The 22,578-nt window shown below is 69.5% G+C and carries 25 protein-coding genes; 12 read left to right on the forward strand and 13 right to left on the reverse strand.

Translation table 11 applies throughout. The features are described from left to right. Positions 1-47: 47 nt before the first annotated feature. Genes AJAP_RS44100 through AJAP_RS42530 form a run of 3 tightly spaced genes read left to right on the forward strand, consistent with a single transcriptional unit; the run spans position 48 to position 2,928 of the window. Positions 48-1,439 (forward strand): NAD(P)/FAD-dependent oxidoreductase, encoded by a 1,392-nt coding sequence (locus AJAP_RS44100; protein ID WP_051972530.1) that lies wholly within the window; start codon positions 48-50, stop codon positions 1,437-1,439. Positions 1,440-1,463: 24 nt separating this feature from the next. Beyond that, positions 1,464-2,330: an alpha/beta fold hydrolase gene (locus AJAP_RS20655; protein ID WP_038514231.1), complete on the forward strand. Its 867-nt coding sequence runs from the start codon at positions 1,464-1,466 to the stop codon at positions 2,328-2,330. 40 nt (positions 2,331-2,370) lie between these two features. After that, the gene (locus tag AJAP_RS42530) at positions 2,371-2,928 is read left to right on the forward strand and encodes a PadR family transcriptional regulator (RefSeq protein WP_051972531.1); all 558 of its coding nucleotides are present in this window, start codon (positions 2,371-2,373) and stop codon (positions 2,926-2,928) included. Between the two features lie 48 nt (positions 2,929-2,976). On the opposite strand, the gene AJAP_RS20665 is transcribed toward AJAP_RS42530, so the two are convergent. The 3 genes from AJAP_RS20665 to AJAP_RS44535 all read right to left on the reverse strand — a co-directional run bounded on the left by AJAP_RS20665 (position 2,977) and on the right by AJAP_RS44535 (position 5,173). Next, entirely contained in the window at positions 2,977-4,125 is a 1,149-nt protein-coding gene (locus tag AJAP_RS20665; RefSeq protein ID WP_038514233.1) for a family 43 glycosylhydrolase, read from the reverse strand. After that, positions 4,122-4,925, reverse strand: coding sequence for an endonuclease/exonuclease/phosphatase family protein (locus tag AJAP_RS20670; RefSeq protein ID WP_038514236.1), 804 nt, complete (start codon positions 4,923-4,925; stop codon positions 4,122-4,124). The genes AJAP_RS20665 and AJAP_RS20670 overlap by 4 nt, the downstream gene beginning before the upstream one ends. Before the next feature lie 104 nt (positions 4,926-5,029). Next, positions 5,030-5,173, reverse strand: coding sequence for a hypothetical protein (locus AJAP_RS44535; protein WP_174492031.1), 144 nt, complete (start codon positions 5,171-5,173; stop codon positions 5,030-5,032). A 148-nt stretch (positions 5,174-5,321) separates the two neighbouring features. Here AJAP_RS44535 and AJAP_RS20675 point away from each other — a divergent pair, with 148 nt between their 5' ends. Continuing rightward, entirely contained in the window at positions 5,322-5,990 is a 669-nt protein-coding gene (locus AJAP_RS20675) for a DsbA family protein (protein ID WP_038514238.1), read from the forward strand. Beyond that, the gene (locus AJAP_RS20680; RefSeq protein WP_038514240.1) at positions 5,987-6,553 is read left to right on the forward strand and encodes a vitamin K epoxide reductase family protein; all 567 of its coding nucleotides are present in this window, start codon (positions 5,987-5,989) and stop codon (positions 6,551-6,553) included. The genes AJAP_RS20675 and AJAP_RS20680 overlap by 4 nt, the downstream gene beginning before the upstream one ends. On the opposite strand, the gene AJAP_RS20685 is transcribed toward AJAP_RS20680, so the two are convergent. The 3 genes from AJAP_RS20685 to AJAP_RS20695 are packed head-to-tail and all read right to left on the reverse strand — an operon-like array spanning position 6,532 to position 9,170. Further along, positions 6,532-7,764 (reverse strand): MDR family MFS transporter, encoded by a 1,233-nt coding sequence (locus AJAP_RS20685; protein ID WP_038514242.1) that lies wholly within the window; start codon positions 7,762-7,764, stop codon positions 6,532-6,534. The two genes, AJAP_RS20680 and AJAP_RS20685, sit on opposite strands and share 22 nt — an antisense overlap. Next, positions 7,761-8,810 (reverse strand): PLP-dependent cysteine synthase family protein, encoded by a 1,050-nt coding sequence (locus tag AJAP_RS20690; protein WP_051972532.1) that lies wholly within the window; start codon positions 8,808-8,810, stop codon positions 7,761-7,763. The genes AJAP_RS20685 and AJAP_RS20690 overlap by 4 nt, the downstream gene beginning before the upstream one ends. A gap of 54 nt (positions 8,811-8,864) precedes the next feature. Further along, complete coding sequence (locus AJAP_RS20695) at positions 8,865-9,170, reverse strand: hypothetical protein (protein WP_174492032.1); 306 nt, start codon at positions 9,168-9,170, stop codon at positions 8,865-8,867. A gap of 165 nt (positions 9,171-9,335) precedes the next feature. On the opposite strand from AJAP_RS20695, the gene AJAP_RS20700 reads away from it, so the two are divergent. From AJAP_RS20700 to AJAP_RS20715, 4 genes are all read left to right on the forward strand, one after another. After that, positions 9,336-10,382: a C40 family peptidase gene (locus AJAP_RS20700; RefSeq protein ID WP_038514245.1), complete on the forward strand. Its 1,047-nt coding sequence runs from the start codon at positions 9,336-9,338 to the stop codon at positions 10,380-10,382. Positions 10,383-10,419: 37 nt separating this feature from the next. Next, complete coding sequence (locus AJAP_RS20705) at positions 10,420-10,782, forward strand: BlaI/MecI/CopY family transcriptional regulator (protein WP_038514248.1); 363 nt, start codon at positions 10,420-10,422, stop codon at positions 10,780-10,782. Further along, positions 10,779-11,684 carry a M56 family metallopeptidase gene (locus tag AJAP_RS20710; RefSeq protein WP_038514249.1) on the forward strand — a complete coding sequence of 302 codons (906 nt, stop codon included), beginning with the start codon at positions 10,779-10,781 and terminating at the stop codon, positions 11,682-11,684. The genes AJAP_RS20705 and AJAP_RS20710 overlap by 4 nt, the downstream gene beginning before the upstream one ends. A 309-nt stretch (positions 11,685-11,993) precedes the next feature. Further along, complete coding sequence (locus tag AJAP_RS20715) at positions 11,994-13,088, forward strand: S1 family peptidase (RefSeq protein ID WP_038514253.1); 1,095 nt, start codon at positions 11,994-11,996, stop codon at positions 13,086-13,088. On the opposite strand, the gene AJAP_RS20720 is transcribed toward AJAP_RS20715, so the two are convergent. The 5 genes from AJAP_RS20720 to AJAP_RS20735 form a co-directional block, all read right to left on the reverse strand. Beyond that, positions 13,061-13,474 carry a hypothetical protein gene (locus AJAP_RS20720; protein ID WP_038523520.1) on the reverse strand — a complete coding sequence of 138 codons (414 nt, stop codon included), beginning with the start codon at positions 13,472-13,474 and terminating at the stop codon, positions 13,061-13,063. The two genes, AJAP_RS20715 and AJAP_RS20720, sit on opposite strands and share 28 nt — an antisense overlap. Before the next feature lie 252 nt (positions 13,475-13,726). Then, positions 13,727-14,839 carry a VanZ family protein gene (locus AJAP_RS20725; protein ID WP_038514256.1) on the reverse strand — a complete coding sequence of 371 codons (1,113 nt, stop codon included), beginning with the start codon at positions 14,837-14,839 and terminating at the stop codon, positions 13,727-13,729. Next, positions 14,832-15,137, reverse strand: coding sequence for a hypothetical protein (locus tag AJAP_RS20730; protein WP_038514259.1), 306 nt, complete (start codon positions 15,135-15,137; stop codon positions 14,832-14,834). The genes AJAP_RS20725 and AJAP_RS20730 overlap by 8 nt, the downstream gene beginning before the upstream one ends. A gap of 95 nt (positions 15,138-15,232) precedes the next feature. Next, positions 15,233-15,397 (reverse strand): hypothetical protein, encoded by a 165-nt coding sequence (locus AJAP_RS44105; RefSeq protein WP_158073271.1) that lies wholly within the window; start codon positions 15,395-15,397, stop codon positions 15,233-15,235. A 79-nt stretch (positions 15,398-15,476) separates the two neighbouring features. Further along, positions 15,477-16,403, reverse strand: a complete 927-nt coding sequence (locus AJAP_RS20735; RefSeq protein WP_037337104.1) for a MurR/RpiR family transcriptional regulator — start codon at positions 16,401-16,403, stop codon at positions 15,477-15,479. 144 nt (positions 16,404-16,547) lie between these two features. Here AJAP_RS20735 and AJAP_RS20740 point away from each other — a divergent pair, with 144 nt between their 5' ends. The 3 genes from AJAP_RS20740 to AJAP_RS20750 are packed head-to-tail and all read left to right on the forward strand — an operon-like array spanning position 16,548 to position 19,587. Continuing rightward, positions 16,548-17,939 (forward strand): MFS transporter, encoded by a 1,392-nt coding sequence (locus AJAP_RS20740; RefSeq protein WP_037337101.1) that lies wholly within the window; start codon positions 16,548-16,550, stop codon positions 17,937-17,939. Beyond that, positions 17,936-18,376, forward strand: a complete 441-nt coding sequence (locus AJAP_RS20745; protein WP_038514261.1) for a GAF domain-containing protein — start codon at positions 17,936-17,938, stop codon at positions 18,374-18,376. Before AJAP_RS20740 ends, AJAP_RS20745 begins: the two co-directional genes overlap by 4 nt. After that, complete coding sequence (locus AJAP_RS20750; protein WP_038514264.1) at positions 18,373-19,587, forward strand: metal-dependent hydrolase family protein; 1,215 nt, start codon at positions 18,373-18,375, stop codon at positions 19,585-19,587. Before AJAP_RS20745 ends, AJAP_RS20750 begins: the two co-directional genes overlap by 4 nt. Before the next feature lie 81 nt (positions 19,588-19,668). Here the strand turns inward: AJAP_RS20750 and AJAP_RS20755 are convergent, their stop codons facing one another. Both AJAP_RS20755 and AJAP_RS20760 read right to left on the reverse strand, forming a co-directional pair. Then, the gene (locus AJAP_RS20755; protein ID WP_038514267.1) at positions 19,669-21,033 is read right to left on the reverse strand and encodes an aldehyde dehydrogenase (NADP(+)); all 1,365 of its coding nucleotides are present in this window, start codon (positions 21,031-21,033) and stop codon (positions 19,669-19,671) included. Continuing rightward, positions 21,030-22,472, reverse strand: a complete 1,443-nt coding sequence (locus AJAP_RS20760; RefSeq protein ID WP_038514270.1) for an amino acid permease — start codon at positions 22,470-22,472, stop codon at positions 21,030-21,032. Before AJAP_RS20760 ends, AJAP_RS20755 begins: the two co-directional genes overlap by 4 nt. Positions 22,473-22,578: the final 106 nt, after the last annotated feature.

Raw genomic sequence — 22,578 nt, forward strand, 5'->3', positions numbered from 1 at the left:
CGCCGCCGGCCATTGACCTCCGCTATTCAACAAGTTATATATGACTCATGTCATACCTTCGGCGGGACCGGGCGCTGGTGCTCGGAGCAGGGGTCGCCGGTCTCGTGGCCGCACGGATCCTGTCCGAGCACTACGACGAGGTGGTCGTGGTCGAGCGTGACGAACTCCCGGACCGGCCGGAGCATCGGCGCTTCGTCCCGCAGTCGCATCACGCGCACGGCCTGCTGGGCTCCGGCCGCCGGGTACTGGTCGGGCTGTTCCCCGGTCTGTCCGCGGAGCTGGCCGCCCGTGGCGCGCTCACTCCGGGTTCGGGCGACCCCGCGATGGGCGATCGTTCGCTCTTCCTCGTCCGCGGCGGGACGACCATCCGGATACCCGCCTGGTGGAGCGGTGGCTTCGGCGCGAGCCGGGTCCTGATCGAGCACGCGATCCGCGACCACGTCCGGGCCTTGGCGAACGTGACGATCCTGGACCGGACACCCGCCACCGGGCTGACGACCGACCGGGCCCGCCGACGGGTCACCGGTGTCCGGACGCCCGACGAGGCTCTGGGCGCCGACCTGGTCGTCGACGCCTCGGGCCGCGGCTCACCGTTGCCGGAGTGGCTCGAACGGATCGGGTACCGGCCTCCGCCGGAATCGATCGTCCACTCCGACGTCCGCTACGTCAGCGTCGTCACCGAACCCGATCCGTCCTTCGATCCCGAGTGGCTGGCCATCCTGGGCGGCCAGGCCGAATCCGGCTCCTCCGTCGGCGGCGTCGTCCTGCGTATCGAGCACGGCCTGCTGCACATCTCGTTCGGATCGATCGCCCGCGACGAACCCGTACCGTCGGATCTCGCCGGGTTGCGGGACTTCGCCGATCGCTTCACCGCGCCGGTGGTGGCCGAGGCACTTCGCCGGTCGACACCGGCAGGCCCGATCCGCGCCTTCCGCGTCCGCAGCAACACCCGGCGCCACTACGACCGGGCTCGCGAACTGCCCGGCGGCGTCATCGCGCTCGGCGACGCCGCCAGCGCGGCCAACCCCATCTACGGTCAGGGAATGAGCGTGGCGGCGCTGTCCGCGGCCGCGCTCGGCCGGGCGCTCGCCGCCGGGGACGACGCCGGGCTGGAAAGGCGGGCGGCGCGGGCCATCGCCGCCACCTCCGCCGAAGCCTGGCGCCTCGCCCTCGGAGAGGACATCCGTTACGGATGCCGCACCGAAGGAGTCCGGTCGCCCTGGACGGCCAGATTCGGCGAGGGTTATCGCAACCGCCTGGAACGAGCGGCGGCGCTGGATCCCGAAGTGGCGGCGGCCTTCAACGACGTGCTCAATCTCCACCGGCCATTGTCGTCGCTCGGCTCCCCGCGGATCGTCCGGAGGGTGCTGAGGCCGTTGCGCGACCGCGATCCCGGTCCCCTGTCCGCGACCGTCGCCGCCGTCCTCGGCGCCGGTTGAACCCGTCCGACGAGGAGCCCGCCCATGTTCCGGCCACAGTTCGTCGACGTCGACGACGTCTTGCTCCACGTCGAGACCGACGGCCCCGACGGCGGCCCTGCCGCACTGTTCCTCCACGGCTGGCCCGATCTGTGGTTCACCTTCGAGCCGCAGATGACCGCGCTCGCCGAGCAGGGCTACCGGGTACTCGCGCCGGACCAGCGCGGCTACGGCCTGTCGTCCAAGCCCGCCACCGTCGCCGACTACGCGATGCCCGAACTGGTCGAGGACATCGTCCTGCTCATCGAGCGGCAAGACGCGGCGCCGGTGCATCTGGTCGGGCACGACTGGGGCGGGGCCGTCGCTTGGGCGGTGGCGATCGAACGACCGGATCTGGTCCGCTCGCTGACCATCGTCAACTGCCCCCACCCGCAGGTGTTCGCCGATTCGTTGCGACGCAAGCCTTCCCAGCTGCTGCGGAGCTGGTACATGGTGGCGTTCCAAATCCCCGGACTCGCCGAGGCGATCCTCGGCGCCCGCAAAGGCGCGCTGCTGGCGGCGATGCTCGAACACGGCGCCCACCTCGACGACGCCGACCTCGACCGGCACCGCGCCGTCTGGCGCCATCCCGGCACGATCCAACGCCCGCTCTTCTGGTACCGCGCGATGTTCCGGTCGATGCTGACGTCGTTTCGCGCCAAGGATCCCGCGACGGTGCGCGTGCCGACGCAGATCATCTGGGGCCGCCGTGACGGCGCGCTCGGCAAGCATCTCGCCGAACCGAGTGCGGCGCGGTGCGAGCAGGCCGAGCTGCACTGGCTCGACACCAGGCATTGGCCGCACCGCGAACGGCCCCGGCACGTCACCGAACTCCTCTCCGCCTGGTTCGCACGGCACGCCGAGCGGGTCTGACCGATTGCTATCCTCCGGGTTTCCCGCCGAGAGGAGCCCGATGCTCAGATTCGCCCTGCTGGGCTTCCTGCTCCGGCAACCGATGACCGGCTACGACCTGGCCACCGCGATCCGCTCCAGCATCCACTTCGTCTGGCCCGCCCAGCTCAGCCAGATCTACCGCACGCTGAGCCAGCTCGAGGACAACGGCCTGGTCGTGTCCGAAGTGGAGCCACAGCAGAGCAGGCCGGACCGCCGCGTGTACACGATCACCGACGCCGGGCGGGCGGCGTTCGATTCCTGGCAGAGCGAGCTGGTCACCGAACTCGACCCCGTCCGCGTGCCCTTCATGGTCCGCTTCTTCTTCGCCGGCTCCCGTTCGCCGGAAGACACCGTGACCCAGCTCCGGGTCATGCGCGACCTCCACGTGAAGGACCACGAGCGGCTCGCCGTCGAAATGCCGGAGCAGATCGCCGCGGCCACCGCCCTCTCCGGCGGCAACGAACTCGACCCGCTCGTCTGGGACTCGGTCCGCCGAGCCGGCGAGATGATGGCGCAGACCTGGGTCGCCTGGATCGACGAAACCATCGAGCGGCTGCAGGACGCCGCCCGCGACTGAGCGACGAAGCGGGTCTCCGCGGACACGGAGACCCGCTTCCTCACAGACTCACCAGCTCACGCTGAACTCGGCCGTGGCCCCGCTGCCGGTTTTCGTCAATCGACCGATCCGGCTCCGCCGTTCCGGAGAAGGATCCTCCTGCGGCAACGGGCTCGCGTCGGTGATGTAGTTCCACGAAGCCCACCACGATCCGTCGGGTGCCTGGAAAGCGTTGAACGCGCCAGGGCCTCGTTTGTTGCCCGGCAGGTTCTTCTTGCGGAACTTGTCCGGCAGTCCCGGCCGGAACCGCGGCTCTCCCTCCGGGTCGGGCTCGTAGGAGAAGTACGCGCGCTGCTCGGCCATCGGGGTGCACCGGTTGTCCGTCAGCGCGGTTCCGCAGTAGGCGACGCCCGTGGAGTACCGGTTCGCGTACCAGTTGTTCCCCGAGTAGAAGAGGTACCAGTCCCCGTCGATGCGGACGGCGTTGGGATTCTCGATCGTGAGGACGTCGTCGGACGGGCTGTTGTGGTGCGTCCACTCGAGGTTCGCGTTGTCGATGAGCTTCTTCGCGTCGGCTTCCGGTATCCGCCGCACGTGGCGGGACCGGTCGAAGTCCAGTTTGGCGGCACCGAGGGCGGTGACGCGGTCTTGCGTCCAGGCGCCGTTGCGCAGGGTCAGCCAGACCTCGCCCTGTCCCCTGCTCACGTCGGCGTCGATCGCCCACCCGCGATCCGGGCAGAACAGCGGATCCGCGTTGGCGACGAACCCGCCCGTGGCCCGCAACGAGGTCGCGTAGCCGATACAGTGTTTGGCCTGCCCGGCAGGCTCGGAACCGGGCAGCGCCGCGCTGTAGAAGACGTAGTAGACGACACGGCCGTCCTCCTGATGCGCGAACAACGCCGGTGTCCACAGTGGAGAGTCCGGTCTCGCCCAATAGCCCGCGGGGAACGTGACGCCGTCCCAGGCGTCGCCGTCGACGGCGCCTCGGCGCTGAAAGGTTCCGCCGCTGAACTCGACCTTCGTGTACGGAAGCTTCTTGCCTGGGACGCTCGCGCCGACCGCGACGTAGGTGTTCGTCTCCGGAATCCGCATCAGATCCGCCGCCGGGAAGCGGAAGTCCAGCGACTCGTCGCGGGGCCCGGTTTCGGCGGTGGCGCTCGGCCCGGCCGTCAGGAGGCCGACGCCGCACAGGACGGCGATCAGGGCGCGCCGCATCATCGGGTCACCGTCACACGGGCACGCACCGGCCGGTGGTCGCTCCCGTAGCCGCCGAGGGCGTCCACAGCGGACCCGGTCGAGTCCTTTTTCGCCCACACGTGGTCGATGGACCTGCCGTCGTGGCTCGGCGCGCTGTAGGAATCGGCCACGCGCCGCAGCCCGGTCATCAGATCCGAACCCGGCTCGGCGTTGAAGTCCCCCATGACGATCGGCTCGGCCGCCCGCGAGGAGAACCAGTCCGCGGTGTTGCGGACCTGCAGGTTGTGCAGTTCGCGGTTGAGCTCGAACCGTTGCGCGGACGGGGTCAGGTGCACCACACCGACGACCCACTCGAAGCCCGCGCCTCCCACCCGCACCCAGTTGACGTACTTGGGCGGCACCCAGCAGCCGCAGTCACCGGGTTCGGCGGGGCCGGTACCGGGCGTGGACGGGTCCACTTTGGACGCTGGTGAGATCTCGCCCGCGCCATGGCCGGTGATGGTCATGTTGCCGCGCACCAGGATGGCGTTGTGCTTGATCGCGCGGCGGTCGGTCTCGTAGATGGCGACATAGCCCGTCGCCGCCGCGGCCTCCCGCACGACGTCCTCGCGGTCGGCGACCTCCTGCAGTCCCAGGACGGCGGGACGTTCGGTCTCGAGGAGACGGACGAGGTCGGCCTTGAGCCCGCCCGCGTCGCCCACGTTGTAGGTGACGACCTTGATCGTGCGTTCGGTCGCGGCCTCAGCGCCGGGCACCGCGACGAGCGTGGCGAGCGGTACGAGCAGGGCCAGCGCGAAAGCCTTGCGCCTCGAATGCTTCATGGAATTCCCTCCAGTGTCGATGACGGAGGGAATCGGACCATCGGCCGCCCGCCACGGGCAACGGCAAGCGCGCTGCCGTCATCTTCCGGAAAGAATTGACCCGATCACTCCGGCGACGGGTTCTCCCAGACGAAAGTGACCTTGTTGCCCGCCGGATCCACGATCTCCGTCAATTTGACGAAGCCGAAGTCCTGACGGGTATCGGCGTGGCGCTGCTCGCCGTGCTTTTCCTCCTCGTCCGGCAGCATCGACGCCGTGAAACGGAAGTGCCGCCGACCTCACCGGCGAAGTCTTCTTCGAGCACTCCACCCCTTGTCCGACTTTGCGTTTCCCGTACCTGATCCGGCGTAGCCCTGCCGTTTTCAGTTGCCGGAACCCAGCCAAGGACACAACAGAATGACCAAGAACACCAAGGTTTCCCTGACGGTCGTGGCCGTCGTGATCGCAGTCGTGGCCGCGTTGCTCGTCTTCACCAATCTCGGTGAAGACACCCCGACCGCCCAAGCGGACGCGCCTCCGGTGGTGCCCGCGTCGATCCTCGTCCGGCCCGACAGCCACCGGCTCTCCGATCCGCCGGGCAGCAAGGTGACCGTCGTGGAGTTCCTCGACCTCGAATGCGAGGCGTGCGGCGCCGCCTTCCCGGGCGTCGAGCGGCTCCGAGCCGAGTACGGCGACCGGGTCACGTTCGTCATGCGCTATTTCCCCATCCCCAGTCACCGGAACGCCGAGCTCGCCGCCCGGGCCGTGGAGGCGGCGGGTGAACAGGGCAGGCTCGAACCGATGTACCGCCTGATGTTCGAGAAGCAGCCGGAGTGGGGCGACCAGCAAGTCTCCCATCGTGAGACCTTCCTCGGCTTCGCGCGGCAGCTGGGCCTCGATCTGAAAGCGTTCGAGACCGCGTTGGACGACCAGGTCATCGTCGGCCGGGTGCTGGCCGACCGCACCGACGGCGCGAACATCGGCGTCGAGGGCACACCGACGTTCTTCGTCAACGGCGTGAAGTTCTCGGGCTCGCCGTCCTATCAGGGTCTCAAGGCGGCCATCGACCGGGAACTGGCCAAGTGAAGCCGTTCGCCGTCCGGGCGACGCCGTGGGTCCTGCTCGCCGGCGGCGCGATCGGGCTGCTGGCCTCGTTCGTCCTCACCATCGAGAAGTTCCGTCTGCTCAAGGACTTCTCCTACAACCCGACCTGCAGTATCAACCCGGTCCTCAGCTGCGGCTCGATCATGAAGACGCCGCAGGCGGAACTGTTCGGCTTCCCGAACCCGTTACTGGGGATCGCGGGATTCGGCGTCGTCGTCACGACCGGGGTCGTGCTGCTCGGCGGGGCGCGGCTCCCGCGGTGGTACTGGCTGGGCCTCCAGATCGGCTCGGCGCTCGGTGTCGTGTTCGTGCACTGGCTGATGATCCAGAGCCTGTACGTCATCGGCGCGTTGTGCCCCTACTGCATGGTCGTGTGGGCGGTCACCATCGCCGTCTTCTGGTACACGACCCTGCACAACCTCCACAAAGGACCGGAGGTGAGGGCGGCGATCCGGTACCACAGCGTGGTGCTCGTGGTCTGGTACGCCGCCATCACCGTCGCGGTCCTGCAGGCCTTCTGGAGTTACTGGACGACGCTCGTCTGAAGCCGGCTCCGGTCGAGACCACGCAACCCGAAGGCGCAGACGGCCCCGATCACCGTCAGGGCGAGCCAGGGGAACTCCGGGAAACCGGCCCGGCGTGCGAGGTCGAAAACGGTGCCGGTGAACAGGTTGCCGAGAAGAATGCCCACGCCGACGATCGTGTTGTAGAAGCCGTAATGCGTGGCGACGAGCCGATCGCCGGAAAGCCGCACGACGGTGTCCATTTCGAACGGGAAGACGACGACCGTCCCCACCGCCAGCAGGGCCGCGGAGACGAGCAATCCGGCTCCCGCGACGACCGGACCCGCCCTGGCGACGGTCAGCGGCGCGACGAAGGCCGCGGCCATGAACGTCATGCCCACGGCCAGGCAGGTGCCGGGCGGCCACCGGTCCTTGGCCCAGGCCGTGATCTTGAGCTGCCCGGCGATCGCGAGGCCGCCCGAGATCACGAACAGCCCGGCGATGAGCACGGTCGCCGACGTCTCCGATCCGGTGATCCGGCGGGCCTCCATCGGAAGCGCCAGATAGGTCTGGAAGGACAGCACGTACGAGCCGATCATGACCAGCGCGAAGAGCAGGAAGGAGCGATTCGCCACGACGGCGCGCCAGTCCGACCAGACCGACGAGCGGTCGCGTTCGTTCTCGTGCGCGGGCAGCGCCCGTATCTGCACCACGGTCAGGACGCCGAAGACGGCGGCGGCGACCAGGCAGGTCAACCGGAAGTCGACGGCGGTCAGCGCGAGCCCGACCACCGGCCCGGCGAGGATCCCGCCCTGGTAGAACACGTTGAACACCGAGAAGGCCTCGAGCCGCCGCTCCCCCGCGTCCGCGGCCAGATAGGCGCGGACCGCCGGGTTGAACAACGCCCCGGCGAAACCGGTGGCCGCGGACGCGACGATCAGCGACGGCAGGGACGAAGTCACGCTCAACAACGCGAACCCCGCCGTCCTCAGCACGCATCCGGCGACGATGAGCGGTTTGTAGCCGAACCGGTCGGCCAGTGTGCCCCCGACCAGGAACATGCCCTGCTGCGAGAAGTTCCGGATGCCCAGCACCAGGCCGACAGCCCAGCCCGCCAGCCCCAGCGGGCCCGAAAGGTAGCCCGCCAGGTACGGCATCAGCATGTAGAACCCGACGTTGATGGTGAACTGGTTGACCATCAACACCTTGCTGGGCCGGTCGAACGACCGGAACCGCTCGGCGAACCCCGTCACAGCGCGGGATCCACGATCGTGCGGCACCGGGTCCAGCGTTCCACCACGCGGTCGCCGGGGTGGCCGATGACGTCCGGTTCCCTCGCCGGGACCACGTCGAGCAGCCCGTGTCCCGCGCAGTACTCGTCGTTGTAGACGGTGTCGAAGTAACGCTGGGGGCCGTCCGGGAAGACCGCGGCGATCCGCACGTCCGGATCGTGTGTGCGGGCCAGCCAGGCGGCCACGAGGGCGACCGCGCCGACGCTCCAGCCGCCGGTCGCGTACTGCGCCGCGGCGAGACGGCGGCAGGTCCACACCGCTTCGGCCGGGGCGACCCAGTGGACCTCCTCGAACGCGTCGTAATCGACGTTGCGCGGATGGATGCTCGATCCGAGCCCCCGCATCAGCCGTGAGGTGGCGGGCTGCCCGAAGATCGTCGAGCCCACGGTGTCCACGCCGATCAGGCGCAGATGCGGGGAATACCGCCGCAGCGCGCGGAAGGTCCCGGCCGAATGCCCGCCGGTGCCGACCGAGCACACCAGCACGTCGATCCGGCCCAGCTGCGCGGCCAGTTCCTCGGCCAAACCCGCGTACGCGTCGACGTTGTCCGGGTTGTGGTACTGGTCGGGGCACCAGGAACCGGGCTGTTCCGCCAATACCCGCTGGACCCGGTCACGGCGTGCCTGCTGCCAGCCGCCCACCGGATGAGGCTCGGTGACGAGGTCGACGCGGGTGCCGTGCGCGGTGAGCATCCGTCGCACGATCGGTTCCATCCCGGGATCGGTGACGAGAGTGACCGGATGCCCGTGGACGATCCCGGCCAGCGCGAGCCCGAGCCCGAGTGTCCCGCTGGTCGACTCGACGATCGTCGCGCCGTCGGCCAGCTCGCCGCGGGCCTTGGCCGCCGCCACCATGTGCAACGCGGGGCGGTCCTTCATGCCGCCGGGGTTGAAGCCCTCCAGTTTGGCCCAGAAACCCTTACCGGAGCCGGTGAGTCGTTCGTCGATCCAGAGCACGGGTGTGTTGCCGACGGCCGGCGCCGCGCGCCGGGGCAGGACAGCGTTCATCGAGGATTCGTCTTTCTGTGCTGTGCGGACGGGAACAGGACGGCGCGAGGTCCGTCACGTCCGCCAAACGCACAGCTCGACGAGTGTCCGGTGTCCGCTCCGGACAGCGGAAAGCAAACGCGTCTTCTCTTGCGGCACAGGCGAAAGCACACGCGCCGCCGGGGAAGGGAGGTCCGGCGTGGACGGAGATTCCTCGCTGCGTACGGCGAGGGCGGGGAGCGAGCGGGCGTGCACGTGTCCCTCGCGCGGCGGGCACGAGAAGTCATGGGCAGCCGATGTGACGGCGATGGCCTCGCCGTGCCCGTCCAGGCAGGCGACGGTTCCCGAACCCGCCGCGACCAGCAGCAGCAAGGCCACCACGAGTCGACGAAGAGTAGCCGAAGAGACACTCACGGTTCCCACCGTAGCAAACTCCCATGAGACCTAGTACTAGCCGTCTTAGTAGGACTTCACCGGGCACTCACAACCGTCCCCGTACTACTAAGCGCGATAGTTGAACCCTGCTCGACAGGAGATTCGGTACCCGTGACCCCCTATCGGCGCTCGTCGCGGCATCCCCTCGCCGCCACCGCCGCCCTCATGCTCCTCGGCTTCGGCGCGCTCCCCGCGAGCGCGCAACCGGCCCCGGACGGCCAGGATCCGATGCGGCGCTATCAGGAACTCGGCGCCCAAGCGGCCAAGGCCGACGAGGACCTGCAGGAATCCCAGGACCGGTTGAAGACCCGTGAAACCGAGCGTGACCAGGCGACGGCGGCCCTCGGCCGGGCCGACGGAGACCTCACGCTGGCCCAGTCGGCGATCGATCGCTTCCGGCCCCAGGTCGAAGTGATCGCGCGGTCCGCGATGAGCGGCGAACGGCTCGGCAACGCCGTCCTGCTGCTCGACAGCGGCAGCAGGCAGGAGTTCCTCGACCGTTCTTCGGCGCTGTCGGTCCTGGCCGACGAGAAGGCCAAGGCGTTGAACGGCCTGCGTGACGCGCTCGGGAAGGCCCAGGCGGCACGCGCCACGGCGGCGGACGCGCGGGAAACGGCCCAGCTCGCGGCGAACGACGCGACGGTGGCGCTGGAGCAGGTCCGCACCCGCAAGAAGGACCTCGACGACCAGATCGCCAAGGTGCGGCAGGCACTCGGCGAACTGCCGGCCGCGGACAAGGCGAAACTCGGCAAGGTCCAGGACAAGGGCTCCTATCTCGGCCCGCCCGGCGCCGCGAACGACGCGCTGCAGGCGGCGCTGTCCAAACGGGGCTCGCAATACGAATGGGGCGCCACCGGCCCGAGCGAATTCGACTGCTCCGGCCTGACGTCGTGGGCGTACAAGCAGGCGGGCATCTCGCTTCCGCGCACCAGCCGTCAGCAGTACACCGTGGGGAAGCCCGTCCCGCTGGACGCGCTCGTGCCCGGCGACCTCGTCTTCTACGACGACGGCACCGGCGATCCCGGCGCCATCCACCACGTCGGCATGTACGTCGGCAGCGGCAAGATGGTCGACGCGCCGACCGAGGGCCAGCTCGTCGACGTCCGCTCGGTCAAGGGCGACGGGCACCTGATGGGCGCGCGGCGCGTCGTCGGCTGAGCGGGGGCGGCACAGTATCCTTCCCGGCGGAGGTGTCATGCAACGGCTGGGCGAGCTCGAAGCATCGGTGATGGACGTGCTCTGGGACGCGGCGGAACCCTTGCGGGTGCGCCAGGTCCTCGAGGCGATCAACCGGAATCGCGACCTCGCCTACACCACGGTGATGACCGTGCTCGACAACCTGCACCGCAAGGAATGGGTCGAACGCGAAATGGAGAATCGCGCGTATCGCTACCGCGCCGTGGCGACCCGCGAGGAGGCCACCGCGCAAAGCCTCCGAGAACTCCTCGACGCTTCGGAAGACCGGGAATCCGTGCTGCTGCATTTCGCGCGCTCGGTCACCGAAGAGGAGTCGGACATCCTGCGGCGGGCCTTGCGACGGAAGCCCGGCAAGCGATGATCCTGGCGGCGGTGCTCCTGTTCGGCGTCGTGGTGACCGGCTGGTTCTCACCCCGGCTGCTGGGCAGGCTGACCGCCGGCGGAATCAGCCCCGGCACGGCGCTCGCGTGGTGGCTGCTGACCGCGGTGGGCGTCCTCACCGGCACGCTTGGTGCAGTTCTGCTCCTCGTCCTGCCGGACCACGGTCCCGCGGGGGCCATCACCCGGATCCTCCACGAATGCTGGGCGGCCGTCGGCCACAGCGGGCTTCCGGGCCTCGATCCGGTCGCCGGGACCTTCGCCGCCATCGCGCTCGCGATCGCGGCGGCCCGGCTCGCGCTGTCCACCGCGCGGCGGCGGAAACGCAGCACACTGCTGCACCGGCGCCATCTCGATGTGCTCCGCCTGTCCGGATCGCGACCGGGGCCGACCCTGTGGCTGCCCGACGATCGTCCGATCGCCTACAGCCTCGGCGGCCGCGACGGCCTGATCGTCGCCAGTCAGGGCCTGGCCGGGAGGCTGTCGTCCCGCGAACTGGCCGCGGTGTTGGCCCACGAACGCGCCCATCTGCGCGGCAGGCATCACTTCCTGGCCGGCTGCGCCGAAACACTCGGCCGCACGTTGCGGTTCGTGCCGCTCATGCGCGAACTCCCCGGCGCGGTCCGGCTGCTGGTCGAACTGGCCGCCGACCGGGCGGCCGCGGCCGGGCACGGACCGGACACCGTGCGCTCGGCGCTGTTGTCCATCCAGGCCGCCGACGGCGACACCGCGCTCCGGCTGCGCTGGCTGGCGCGGCACCCGAGCGGGCCGTCGCGATTTCCGGAACGGGTGCGGGCCGTCGCGGGCGGAACACTGGCCCTGTTCGCCCCGCCCGTGCTCACCGTCGGCGTGATGTTCACGGCGGGCCTTGTTTCCTGCTGGTGAAAGAAACGCGTTCGTCACCGATGCGGACGAACGGGTTCAGCACGGACACCATCAGGTGATCCGCGTTTTCCGGCCTTGACCGCGTCTTTCCCGAACGGACGCACACACGTCGCTGTCAGTCGTTCGCCGGTCAGGGAATCGGGGACGGCAAATCGTGCAGTTTCCACTCACAAGAGTGAGGGATGACCATTCCACTGAGCCGGAAAGGCGAATTCGCAGCGCTACTCAAATGGCGGCATTCGCGCGACATCCCGTTGTCGTAACGTCGAATGAAGAGGGTTTCCCGCACTGAATTTCCTGGAGGTTTTCGTGATCCGACGCCCCCTGCGCACCCTGACCGTCCTGATCGGCGCCGCGGCGGCAGTCACCGCTTTCGCGTCCCCGGCTTCGGCGGCGACATCGGTGCTGAACGAAGCTGCCGGACCGGTCACTTTGGCCGCCGCGCAGCAGAAACTCGGCACCTCGCTCGGCGCCGCGTTCGCCGGCACCTGGCTGGACACCACGACCGGCGAACTCGTCGTCGGCACCACCGACGCGCGCCAGTCGGCCAGGATCCGCGCCGCGGGCGCGAATCCGAAGGTACTCAGGCACAGCGCCGCCGAATTGAAGCGAATTCAGTCCACATTGGACAACAGAACCGCGGATCTGCCCGATTCGGTCGCCGGCTGGTACGTCGACGTACCGGCGAACGAGGTCGTGGTGAGCGTGGTGGGCGGTGATCCCGCGGGCCGGGCATGGGCCGCCTCCGCCGGCGTACCGGTGCGGGTGGAGCAGGTGAAGAGCGCGCCGCGGCCGTTATGGAGCGTGGTCGGCGGGCAGGGTCTGTACTTCAGCGGTGGCGCCTGCTCGGTCGGGTTCAACGCCTACGACGATGACGATCATTACGTGATCACCGCGGGCCACTGCACCGAACTCGGCGGCACCGTGCGCGGCGTCGGCGGCACGATCGGCAAGGTCGCGAAATCGTCCTTCCCCGGGAACGACTACGGGACGGTCAAGGTGACGCATTCCGACGTCTCGACCCCGCCCCGGGTCGACCGCTACGAGGACGGTTCCGACGTGCGGATCGAGGGGGCCGACGTGGTCGGCGTCGGCGGCCGGATCTGCCGGTCCGGGATCACCACCCACTGGCACTGCGGACGCGTCGAAGCGTTGGACCAGACGGTGAACTACGGCAACGGGAACATCGTGCGAGGTCTCACCCAGACCGACGCCTGCGCCGAGCCCGGTGACTCCGGCGGCTCGTTCGTCAGCCGACCTTCGTCGGGCTCCGGCACGAAACTGGTGCAGGCGCAGGGCATGACCTCGGGCGGTTCCGGTGACTGCAGCGAAGGCGGCACCACGTTCTTCCAGCCCGTCAAGGAGGTGCTCGACCGCTACGACCTGACGCTGGAAAAGGACTGATCTCCCGCGGCGAGGGGCGACCGGTCCTCCGGTCGCCCCTCGATCAGCGCGGCGAGCTCCCCCGCTTCGAGGACGAGCGTCTCGATCTCGGCCCAGCGGCGGCGGATCCGCTCGGGATCGGCGACCAGCGTGCCGGAAACCATGCCCAGGAACAGGTTCGCGTCCGTCCCGATCTCCGCGAGACGCAGGAAGGGGCGGCGTTCCTCTTCGGTTCCCGCTCCGTGCGACGCGGCCCGTTCGCGGGCGCGCATCCCGGCGTCGTGGCAGGCGTCGACGAGCAGGGTCCGGATCTCCTCCGTCCGGTTGCCCGGGCTAGCGGGAGGTTTCCCCATCAGCGGGAAGATGTTCCAGGCCACCGACAGGAGACAGTCGGCCACGTCGTCCATCGACTCCACATCCACCGGGCGAGTGTTCCGGCCCGCGCCTCCTGCCAGGCGGAATGACTCGCGGGAACGGCAGGGTCGACCCGATCGGGTGGCGAGTCTCGTGAGTGGCGAGGCGGTACCGGGCCAGGCCACGGCCGACGTTGCGAAAGCCACTTTCGCAACCTTCAACGTTGCGAAAGTGGCTTTCGCAACCCCCTGCCACGGCCGACACGCGGCGACGGCCGAGCGTCGTCCGTCCAGCACCAACGGGTCCTAACCGTCCTTCCCACTCACGAGACTCGGCACCTCCTGGTCGTCGAGCGCCCGCACGTCGGCCATGCGCAGGCCGGCGATCAGCCCGGAAAGTCCTTGGTGACCTTCGGGCCGGATCGCGAGGATGCCGCTGGCGAAGAACAGCAAGTTCGCGAGCGGCTCGAAGCCGCCGTTGACCACCGACGCCAGGGTGAGCAGCGTGAAGTAGCCGCCGGACCCGGTCAGGAATCGCACGATCATCCGCCACAGGGCGGGTTTCCCGCCGTCCGGACCGGCGGGGCGCAGCAACACGACGCGCTGCCCGAAGCTGGCGCCGTTACCCGCCACCGGGATGACGAACAGCAGGAGCAGCGCGGGCAGGAAGGTGCCGATCAGCGCGGTGACCACGGTGGTCGGTTCACCCACGAGCAGGGTCGTCACGATCCCGACCGTCGTGCCGAGCAGGATGACGGACACGACGTCGACGGCCATCCCGAGCAAGCGGCGCCGCGCGGTGACCGGCCGCGGGGCCCCGGGCGGCGCGGACGGTTCGTTCCCCGGCAGCAGCCGCAGCAACGGGGCGAGCCCGAACCCGACGGCGGCGCCGAGGGTGTTGGTCAGCAGGTCGTCGACGTCGGCCAGCCGGTACGGGCACTCGAACAGGAACCAGACCCCGGTCAGCTGGGTGCCTTCGATGAACAGCGAGACCGCGAAGCCGATGGCGACGGTGGTGAGGAAACCCCGCCGGAAGAGGTGCCGCACGAACATCCCCAGCGGCACGAACAAGGCGACGTTGAACACCGCCTGCTGGACGGCCGGATTGCGCAGGAACGCCCGCAGCCCCGCGCCGGTCTGTTCACGGCGGATGTCGGCGACGAACTGGAAGGGGCGCAGTTGCAGATGGCTGGACGCGTGTTCGGCACACCACGCCGTCGTCGTCTCCGGGATGGGGAGCAACGTGTACGTCCACAGCGACATGGCGTAGACCAGGAACCCGAACACCAGCAGAACCCGCCAGAGCCCGAGTTCGCCGCGGCGCCGGTAACTCGCGGCGATGTACGGGACGGCCAGGAAGCCCGCGAGCACGAAACCCGCGAACACCGCGATGACCGCGGAGATGGTCGGATCAGTCACTCGCGGAAGCTAACAACGCGCGCTCCGGCGCACATGTCACGCCACCTGGCCGGGTGACGGTGTCGGAGGGCGCCAGCGTTCGCTGATGCGCGAGCGCCGCGATGGCGAAGGTCAGGTGGACGACGACCCAGTTGCGGTCTTCGCGATGGACCCGCTGCAGCAGGTCGAGGGAAGCATCGCCCGGCGTACGGCCCTGACGGCAGGCGTCGACGAACGCCTGGGTCAGTTCGTCGACGTTCCTCCGGAACTCCGCGAAGGTGTCGGAGGGCTGGGCGTTGGTGCAGAAATCCACGGTCACGTCACAGAGCGTTCCATAGCGCGACACAAAGTTACGAATTGGCGGAGCGCGAATCACTCACGTGAGGTAGTCCGGGAGCGACTCTGTGCTCTGCGTCACGCTGACGCGAGCCCGGCGGGCACGCGGCGTTCCCGTTCGGCCGCCTTCGCCCGGCGGGTGACCGGGAAGCGCTGGTCGAGTTCGACCAGCAGCGGCGTCGCCGCCATCAGCGCCAGAAGCGCGAACCCGGCGTAGGCACCCAAAGTCGCGATGATCGTCATTTCGGCCTCCTCGTTCCCGTGCCGCCCGTTCCGGCGGCCTGGAACCAGGATCGCCTCCCGGCAGGGGGCGGCGGATCGGTCATCCGGCGGAGACGCCTCCACCGGTCGGCCTTTTCGGCACTGTCCGATCGGCCGATCCCGGGCGGCGGTGCAGCAGGTCGAACCGCGACCACATGGCCTCGGCCGCCTCGATCGATTCCCCGGTGCGGACCGGGTCGACGGCGGCGAGCTGCGCGACGATCGCCTGCACCAGGCTCATCCCCGCGGTCAGCGACGGGAAGAAGGTCACGCCCTCGGCGGGCACCATCAGCACCTGCTCGACGGCGCCCGCCAGCGCCGGACTCGCCGCGTCGGTGATGGCGAACGCACGCGCTCCCCTGGCCTTCGCTTCGTTCGCGGCGAGCACGGTGCTTTCGTACAGGCGCCAGAAACTGATCGCGATGAGCACGTCTTCGGACGAGAGCTTCGCCGTGGCGTTGGCGAGTTCGGCGTCGCCCGCGGTGATCGCGTGGACGTCGTACCCGGCGAGCCGGGCGTTGTGCGCGAACGCGATCCCGACCGCGGCGTAACTGCCGTCGGCGATGACGACCGTGCGGCGCGCCCCCGCGACGGCTTCGGCGACCTGGCGGATCTCGTCCTCGGCGAACCGCCGGTTGAGCAGGGCGAGACTGTCGAGGTCCCGGCGCAACGAAGCCGAACCCGGCGAGTCGACGTCCCGGTGTTCCTCGGCCACCTGCGGCGCGCTCAGCGACGACATGTACCGCGCCCGCAACTCCTGTTGCAGCGCCGGCCAGCCGGCGAACCCGAGCGCCTGCGCCGTCCGGGTGACGGTGGCGACGTTGACCCCGGCGAGCTGGGCGAGCTCGGCGGTCGAGCCGAACGACGCCCGGCGCGGTTGCGAGACCAGCACTTCGAGCACCGCGGCCGACTTCGGCCGCAGGCCTCGTTCCGGTGTCCGATCCCGAAGCCACGCCTCGAAACCGTCGTCGGTTCCCGTCTCTGTCACGCACGCCCTCCCTCGACCGCGCCACGGTAACGCATCGTGCCCGTCGAACCACTTGCAACAACCATTGCAGTTTTGCCGAAACGCAGTATACGTTGTCCGCACTCTCGTCTCTCCTAGTCGCCCGAACCACGGAAGGCGTTCCCCATGACGCTTCTGGCACGACTGGACCGGCTCCCGCTGAGCCGTCCCCACTACAAACTCCTGCTCATCGGCGGACTCGGTTACACCTTCGACGGCATGGACTCCGCCGTCGTCGCCTTCCTCCTCCCGAGCGCGAAAGCCGCCTGGGGCCTGGACAACGGCCAGCTCGGGCTGATCGGTTCGGCGACGCCGTTCGGCTTCCTCTTCGGCGCGATCGCCGCCGGCCTGCTGGGCGACCGCATCGGCCGCAAGAAGGTCATGATGTACGCGCTGGCCTTCTACGCGGTGTTCTCGGTGGTCGCCGCCTTCTCCCCCAACTACGAGGTCTTCCTGGGCGCGCGGGTGCTGGCCGGAGCGGGCGCGGGCGCCGAAAGCGCGATCATCGCGCCGTTCCTGTCGGAATTCGTCCCCGCCAAACGACGCGGCTGGTTCGTCGGCGCGCTGGCCGGGTTCTTCTCGTTCGGATTCGTCATGGCCGCGCTGATCGGGCGGTTCGTCGTCCCGACCGTGCCGGAGGGCTGGCGGGTCGCGCAGCTGATCACCGCGCTGCCGATCGTCATGCTGCTGTGGTGGCGCCGCTCGCTGCCGGAATCACCGAGGTTCCTGGTCGCGAACGGACGTCATGCCGAGGCCGAGAAGATCGTCTCGAAACTCGAACGGGACGTCGAAAAGGCGACAGGGCAAGCACTTCCGGCGGTCGCCGAGGCCGACGCGCAGCCCGCGACGGAGACACCCAAGGTCAATCTCCTCAGCGCGTTGAAGTTCCTGTGGAGCCCGGCGATGGCCCGCCGCACCGCGGTGATCTGGACCGTGTGGTTCGTGATCACGTTCTCGTACTACGGTTTCTTCTCCTGGATCCCGACGCTGCTCGTCGAGCGCGGCATCACGGTGACCAAGAGCTTCGAGTTCTCGATCATCATCTACCTGGCGCAGATCCCCGGGTACTTCTCCGCCGCGTGGCTGTCGGAACGGCTCGACCGCAAGCACACCATCGCGTTGTACCTCGCGGGCTCGGCGGTCAGCGCGTTCTGGCTGAGCCAGATGGACGCGCCGTGGTCGATCACCCTCGCCGGGGCGGTGCTGTCGTTCTTCCTCAACGGCACGTACGCCGGCGTGTACTCCTACACCCCCGAGGTGTTCCCGACCTGGATCCGCGCCAGCGGCACCGGGCTGTCCAGCGCGTTCGGCCGGGTCGGCAGCATCCTGGCCCCGACGATCATCGGCCTCTCCGCCGCGAGCCTCGGCTTCGCGGGAGTCTTCGGCCTCACCACCGCCGTCCTGGCGGCCGGGGTGGTGTGCGTGGTCGTGTTCGGCCTGTCCACCGCCGGCCGTTCCCTGGAAGAACTGACCGAACACGGCGCGCCCGTGAAAACCGCCAAGGAGATGACGAAGTGACCGTGTCACTGTCCACTGTGGAGGACAAGACCCGAGCCACGATCGGCGTACGGCTGTTCACCGTGCTGGCCTGGGTGCCCGAACGGCGGGCGCTGCGGCGAGTGCACAGCAGCCACCCCGTCGAATACCCGGTCGGCGGTGAAAAGACCGTCGAGGTGGCCGCCGGCTGGCTGGAGCGGTGCATCACCGGACAGGAGCCTTACTTCGGGCCGGACAGTGCCGCGGTGCGGGAGATCTTCGCCGACCACGAACTCATCGACAGCCTCGGCTGCGGCGCGGTGATCAACGTGCCGGTGGTGGACGACGGCCGCACCCTCGGCGTCCTCAACCTCCTCGACGCGGAAGGCCACTACGACGACGATTCCGTCGCGGTGGCGCGATCTCTGGCACCGTTGGCGGTCCCGGCCCTGCGCGAACTCCTGGAGGAGACCCGATGAACGGATCGCTGCTGCTGCGCGACGCCCGCCTGCTCGACCCGGTCACCGGCGAGTACACCGAGGGCGACCTCCGGTGCGCCGACGGCCGGATCGTCGAGATCGGCACCGGTCTCACCGCGGACGACGCGCGGACCGAAGAGCTGCGCGGGGCGTTCGTGCTGCCCGGTCTCGTCGACGCCCATGTGCACGTCACCGCGTCGACCGCGGATCTCGGGTCGCTGCCCGCGTCGTCGCCCTCCTACGTGACCGCGCACAGCGCCCGCACCATGAGCCGGATGCTGGACCGGGGCTTCACGACGGTCCGTGACGCTTCCGGCGCCGACTACGGTCTCGCGGACGCGCAGGCCGAAGGGCTGTTCCGCGGCCCGCGGCTGCTGTTCTGCGGCCGCGCGCTGAGCCAGACCGGCGGGCACGGCGACAGCCGGACCCGCGGCGCCAACACCAGCGAAGACCACCCGTGCTGCGCCGGTCTCGGCCGGGTCGCCGACGGGGTCGACGCGGTCCGTGCGGCGGCCCGCGACGAACTGCGCAAGGGAGCGCACCACATCAAGGTGATGGCCTCCGGCGGCGTCGCCTCCCCCACCGACCGGATCGACTCGACGCAGTATTCCGGCGAGGAACTGCGCGCCATCGTCGAGGAGGCGGAGGCGGCCAACCGCTACGTCGCCGCGCACGCGTACACCGCCCGCGCGGTGAACCGCGCGCTGGAACTGGGCGTCCGTTCGATCGAGCACGGCAACCTGATCGACGATCTCAGTGTCGAGCTGTTCCTCCGGCACGACGCGTACCTCGTGCCGACCCTGGTGACGTACTGGGCGCTGAAAGAGGAAGGGCGCGAGCACGGGCTGCCGGAATCCAGCTGGCGCAAGGTCGACGAGGTGCTCGGCGCGGGCATGGCCGCTTTGGAGCGGGCCGCGCGCGGCGGGGTGAAACTGGTGTACGGCAGCGACCTCCTCGGTGGGATGCACCGGCACCAGAACCACGAGTTCCGGTTGCGCGGCGAGGTCCAGTCCGCGCTGGAGGTGATCCGCTCCGCGACGTCGACGGCGGCGGATCTGCTGAACCTGACCGGCGAGATCGGCACTCTGGCGCCGGGCGCGCACGCGGATCTGGTGGTCGTCGACCGGGATCCGCTGGAGGATGTCGGCGTGCTGGCCGAGCCGGAGAAGTTCCGGTACGTCGTGCAGGGCGGGACGGTCGTGTCGGCCTGACTCGCGCGGTCACCCCGAAGTACGTGAAGGCCCCCTTCATTGCGTCTAGCGCAATGAAGGGGGCCTTCATGTACTGCAAGCTCACGAGAAGTGTTGCGGAACATCCCAAGGGTTCTCGTCCCGCAGCGGTTCCGGCAGCAGGTGCGAAGGCCAGTCCTGATAGGACACCGGACGCAGGAAGCGGTCCACCGCCGCCGTCCCGACCGAGGTCGACGCCGGTGACGTCGTCGCCGGGAACGGCCCGCCGTGCTGCATCGCGGCGGTCACCGCGACCCCGGTCGGCCAGCCGCCCCACAGGATCCGCCCGCTGCGGTCGGCCAGCACCGGCCGCAGCGCCTCGACTTCGGAGGACTCCTCGGGCAGCGCGTGCACCGTCGTCGTCAGCTGACCGGGCAACGCCGACAGCACCGGCAGGACGTCGGAAAGCCGCGAGTACCGCACGACGACGCCCAGCGGACCGAAGCACTCTTCGGCCGCTTCAGGTACAAAGTCGGCCAGGTCGATTTCGAGCAGCCGAGCTCCAGGACCGGCGACGACCTCGCGCATCCCCGGGATCGCGGTCAGCCGCTCCACCCCCGCGTCGAAGCCGGACGCGATCCGGTCGTTCAGGAACGGCGCGGCCGGGATGCCGCGCAACCGTTCGGCGACGCGATCCACGAACGGGCTCTCCGACGGCACGAACACCAGACCCGGATTCGTGCAGAACTGCCCGTTGCCCAGTGTCAGCGAGCCTGCGTAGCCCGCTGCCAGGTCTTCAGAGCGCGCGGCACCCGGCAGGACGATCACCGGGTTGACGCTGCCGAGCTCGCCATGGAACGGGATCGGGACCGGCCGTTCGGCCGCGATCCGCGCCAGGGCGAGGCCGCCCGCCACCGATCCGGTGAAGGCGGCGGCCGCGATCGCCGGGTGACGCAGCGCCTCCACGCCGGCGGATTCTCCTTCGACGAGACCGAAGATGTCACCCCATGGGCCGAGAGCCTCTTCGATGATCGCCGCCGTCCGGCGGGACAGCTCCGGATGTCCGGGATGTGCCTTGACCACCACCGGGCACCCGGCCACCCACGCCGACGCCGTGTCCCCGCCCGCCACGCTGAACGCGAACGGGAAGTTGCTCGCGGCGAACACCAGCACCGGCCCCACCGCGGTCCGGTAACGACGCAGTTCCGGACGCGGGCCGGGTGGCCACGACGGGTCGGCGCGGTCGATCCGGACGTCGTAGTACGCGCCGCTCCCGGCCGCGAGCAGCCGCAGCTGGAACGTCGTCCTGGCCAGTTCGCCGGTCAGCCGTGCGGTTCCCAGCCTGGTTTCCGCGTCGGCGATCTCGATCAGGGACGGCCCCGCCGCGTCCAGCGCGTCGGCGACACCGGTGATCACCTCCGCCCGCGTCCTCGGGGGCACCGCGGCCCATGCGGCGGCGATCTCCGCCGCCCGCTCGATTTCCTTCATGGTTCCTTCCTTTCCGGGTTCTCCGCCGAGTTCCGGAATCCGAACAGCGCGTACACCACCAGCCCGAGCACCATCCAGGCCGCGAACCGCAGCCAGGTCAGCGCGTCCAGGTTCGCGATCAGCCACACCGCGAACGCCACCCCGATCAGCGGCACGAACGGGACCCACGGCGTGCGGAACGACCGCGGCAGATCCGGCCGGGTGCGCCGCAGCACCACCACCGCGATCGACACGACGATGAACGCGGCCAGGATCCCGATGTTCGTCAGATCCGCGGCCTCCTTGATCGGCAGGAAGCCCGCGATGACCGCCGAGCCGATCCCGACCGGCCAGATCACCCGCGTCGGCACCCTGCGCCGGGGGTGGGTGCGGGCGAAGTACCGCGGCAGCAGGCCGTCCCGGCTCATCGCGAACCAGATCCGCGACACCGCCAGCATGTTCGCGAACGCCGACGTGGTGATCCCGAGGATGCCGCCGACCGCGACGACCGTGCCCAGCCCGGCCAGTCCGACCGCGGCCAGCGCGCTCGAAAACGGGCTGTGCACGTCGATCTGGTCGTAGCGCTGCATGCCGACCAGCACGATCGACACCAGCAGGTAGATCACCGCCGCGATGGCGAGCGACACGATGATCGCCTTGGGCAGCAACCGTTTCGCCTCGACGCTCTCCTCCGCGGCGGCCGTCATCGCGTCGTAGCCGTACACCGCGAAGAACGTCGTCGCCGCGCCCGCGACCGCGCCGCCGATGCCGTAGGGCAGGAAAGGGCTGAAGTTCCCCGCCGAGATGTGGAACGCGCCAGCGACCACCACCAGCGCCACGATCGCCAGCTTGATCACCACCAGCGCCGTCTCGAACCGCGCGGATTGCTTGCTGCCACGGGAAAGGACGAACGCCAGCAGCAGGCACAGCAGCGCGGCGAACAGGTCGACGCGGTGCCCCGGCCCGGTTCCCGGTGCCCCGAGCATCCACGACGGCAGGTCAAGGCCGACCTGCTCGACGACGTAGGACAGGTAGCCGGACACCGCGATCGCCACCACCGCGACGATCGCGGTGTACTCCAGCAGCAGATCCCAGCCGATCAGCCAGCCCGCGATCTCCCCCAGCGCCGCGTACGAGTAGGTATACGCGGATCCGGCACGCGGGATGAGCCCGGCGAACTCCGCGTAACACAGGGCGGCCGCCGAGCTGGCGATGATCGCGATCAGGAACGAGATCATCACGCCGGGTCCGGCCTGCTGGTTCGCGACCACGCCCGCCAGCGAGAAGACTCCGGCGCCGACCAGGCCGCCGAGGCTGAGCGAGACCAGCTGCCAGAGGCCCATCGTGCGGGGCAGACCGCCGGGACCGGCCTCGTCGGGGCCTTCGAAGGACTTGCGCCGGAAGAGCCCGGAGCGCGAGAAAAGCTTGGGCCGAGGCCGGATCGTCGTTGATTCGGGCATGACAAATCCCTTCCGGACCGCGTGAGGCGGCCCGGGTCGGCGGTGGGTATGGGGATTAGAGCGTGTCTCCCGAACTGGAGTGGGGGCGGCCCGGCTGCGGAAATCC

Origin of the sequence: Amycolatopsis japonica (assembly GCF_000732925.1) — a bacterium.
Taxonomy (GTDB): domain Bacteria; phylum Actinomycetota; class Actinomycetes; order Mycobacteriales; family Pseudonocardiaceae; genus Amycolatopsis; species Amycolatopsis japonica.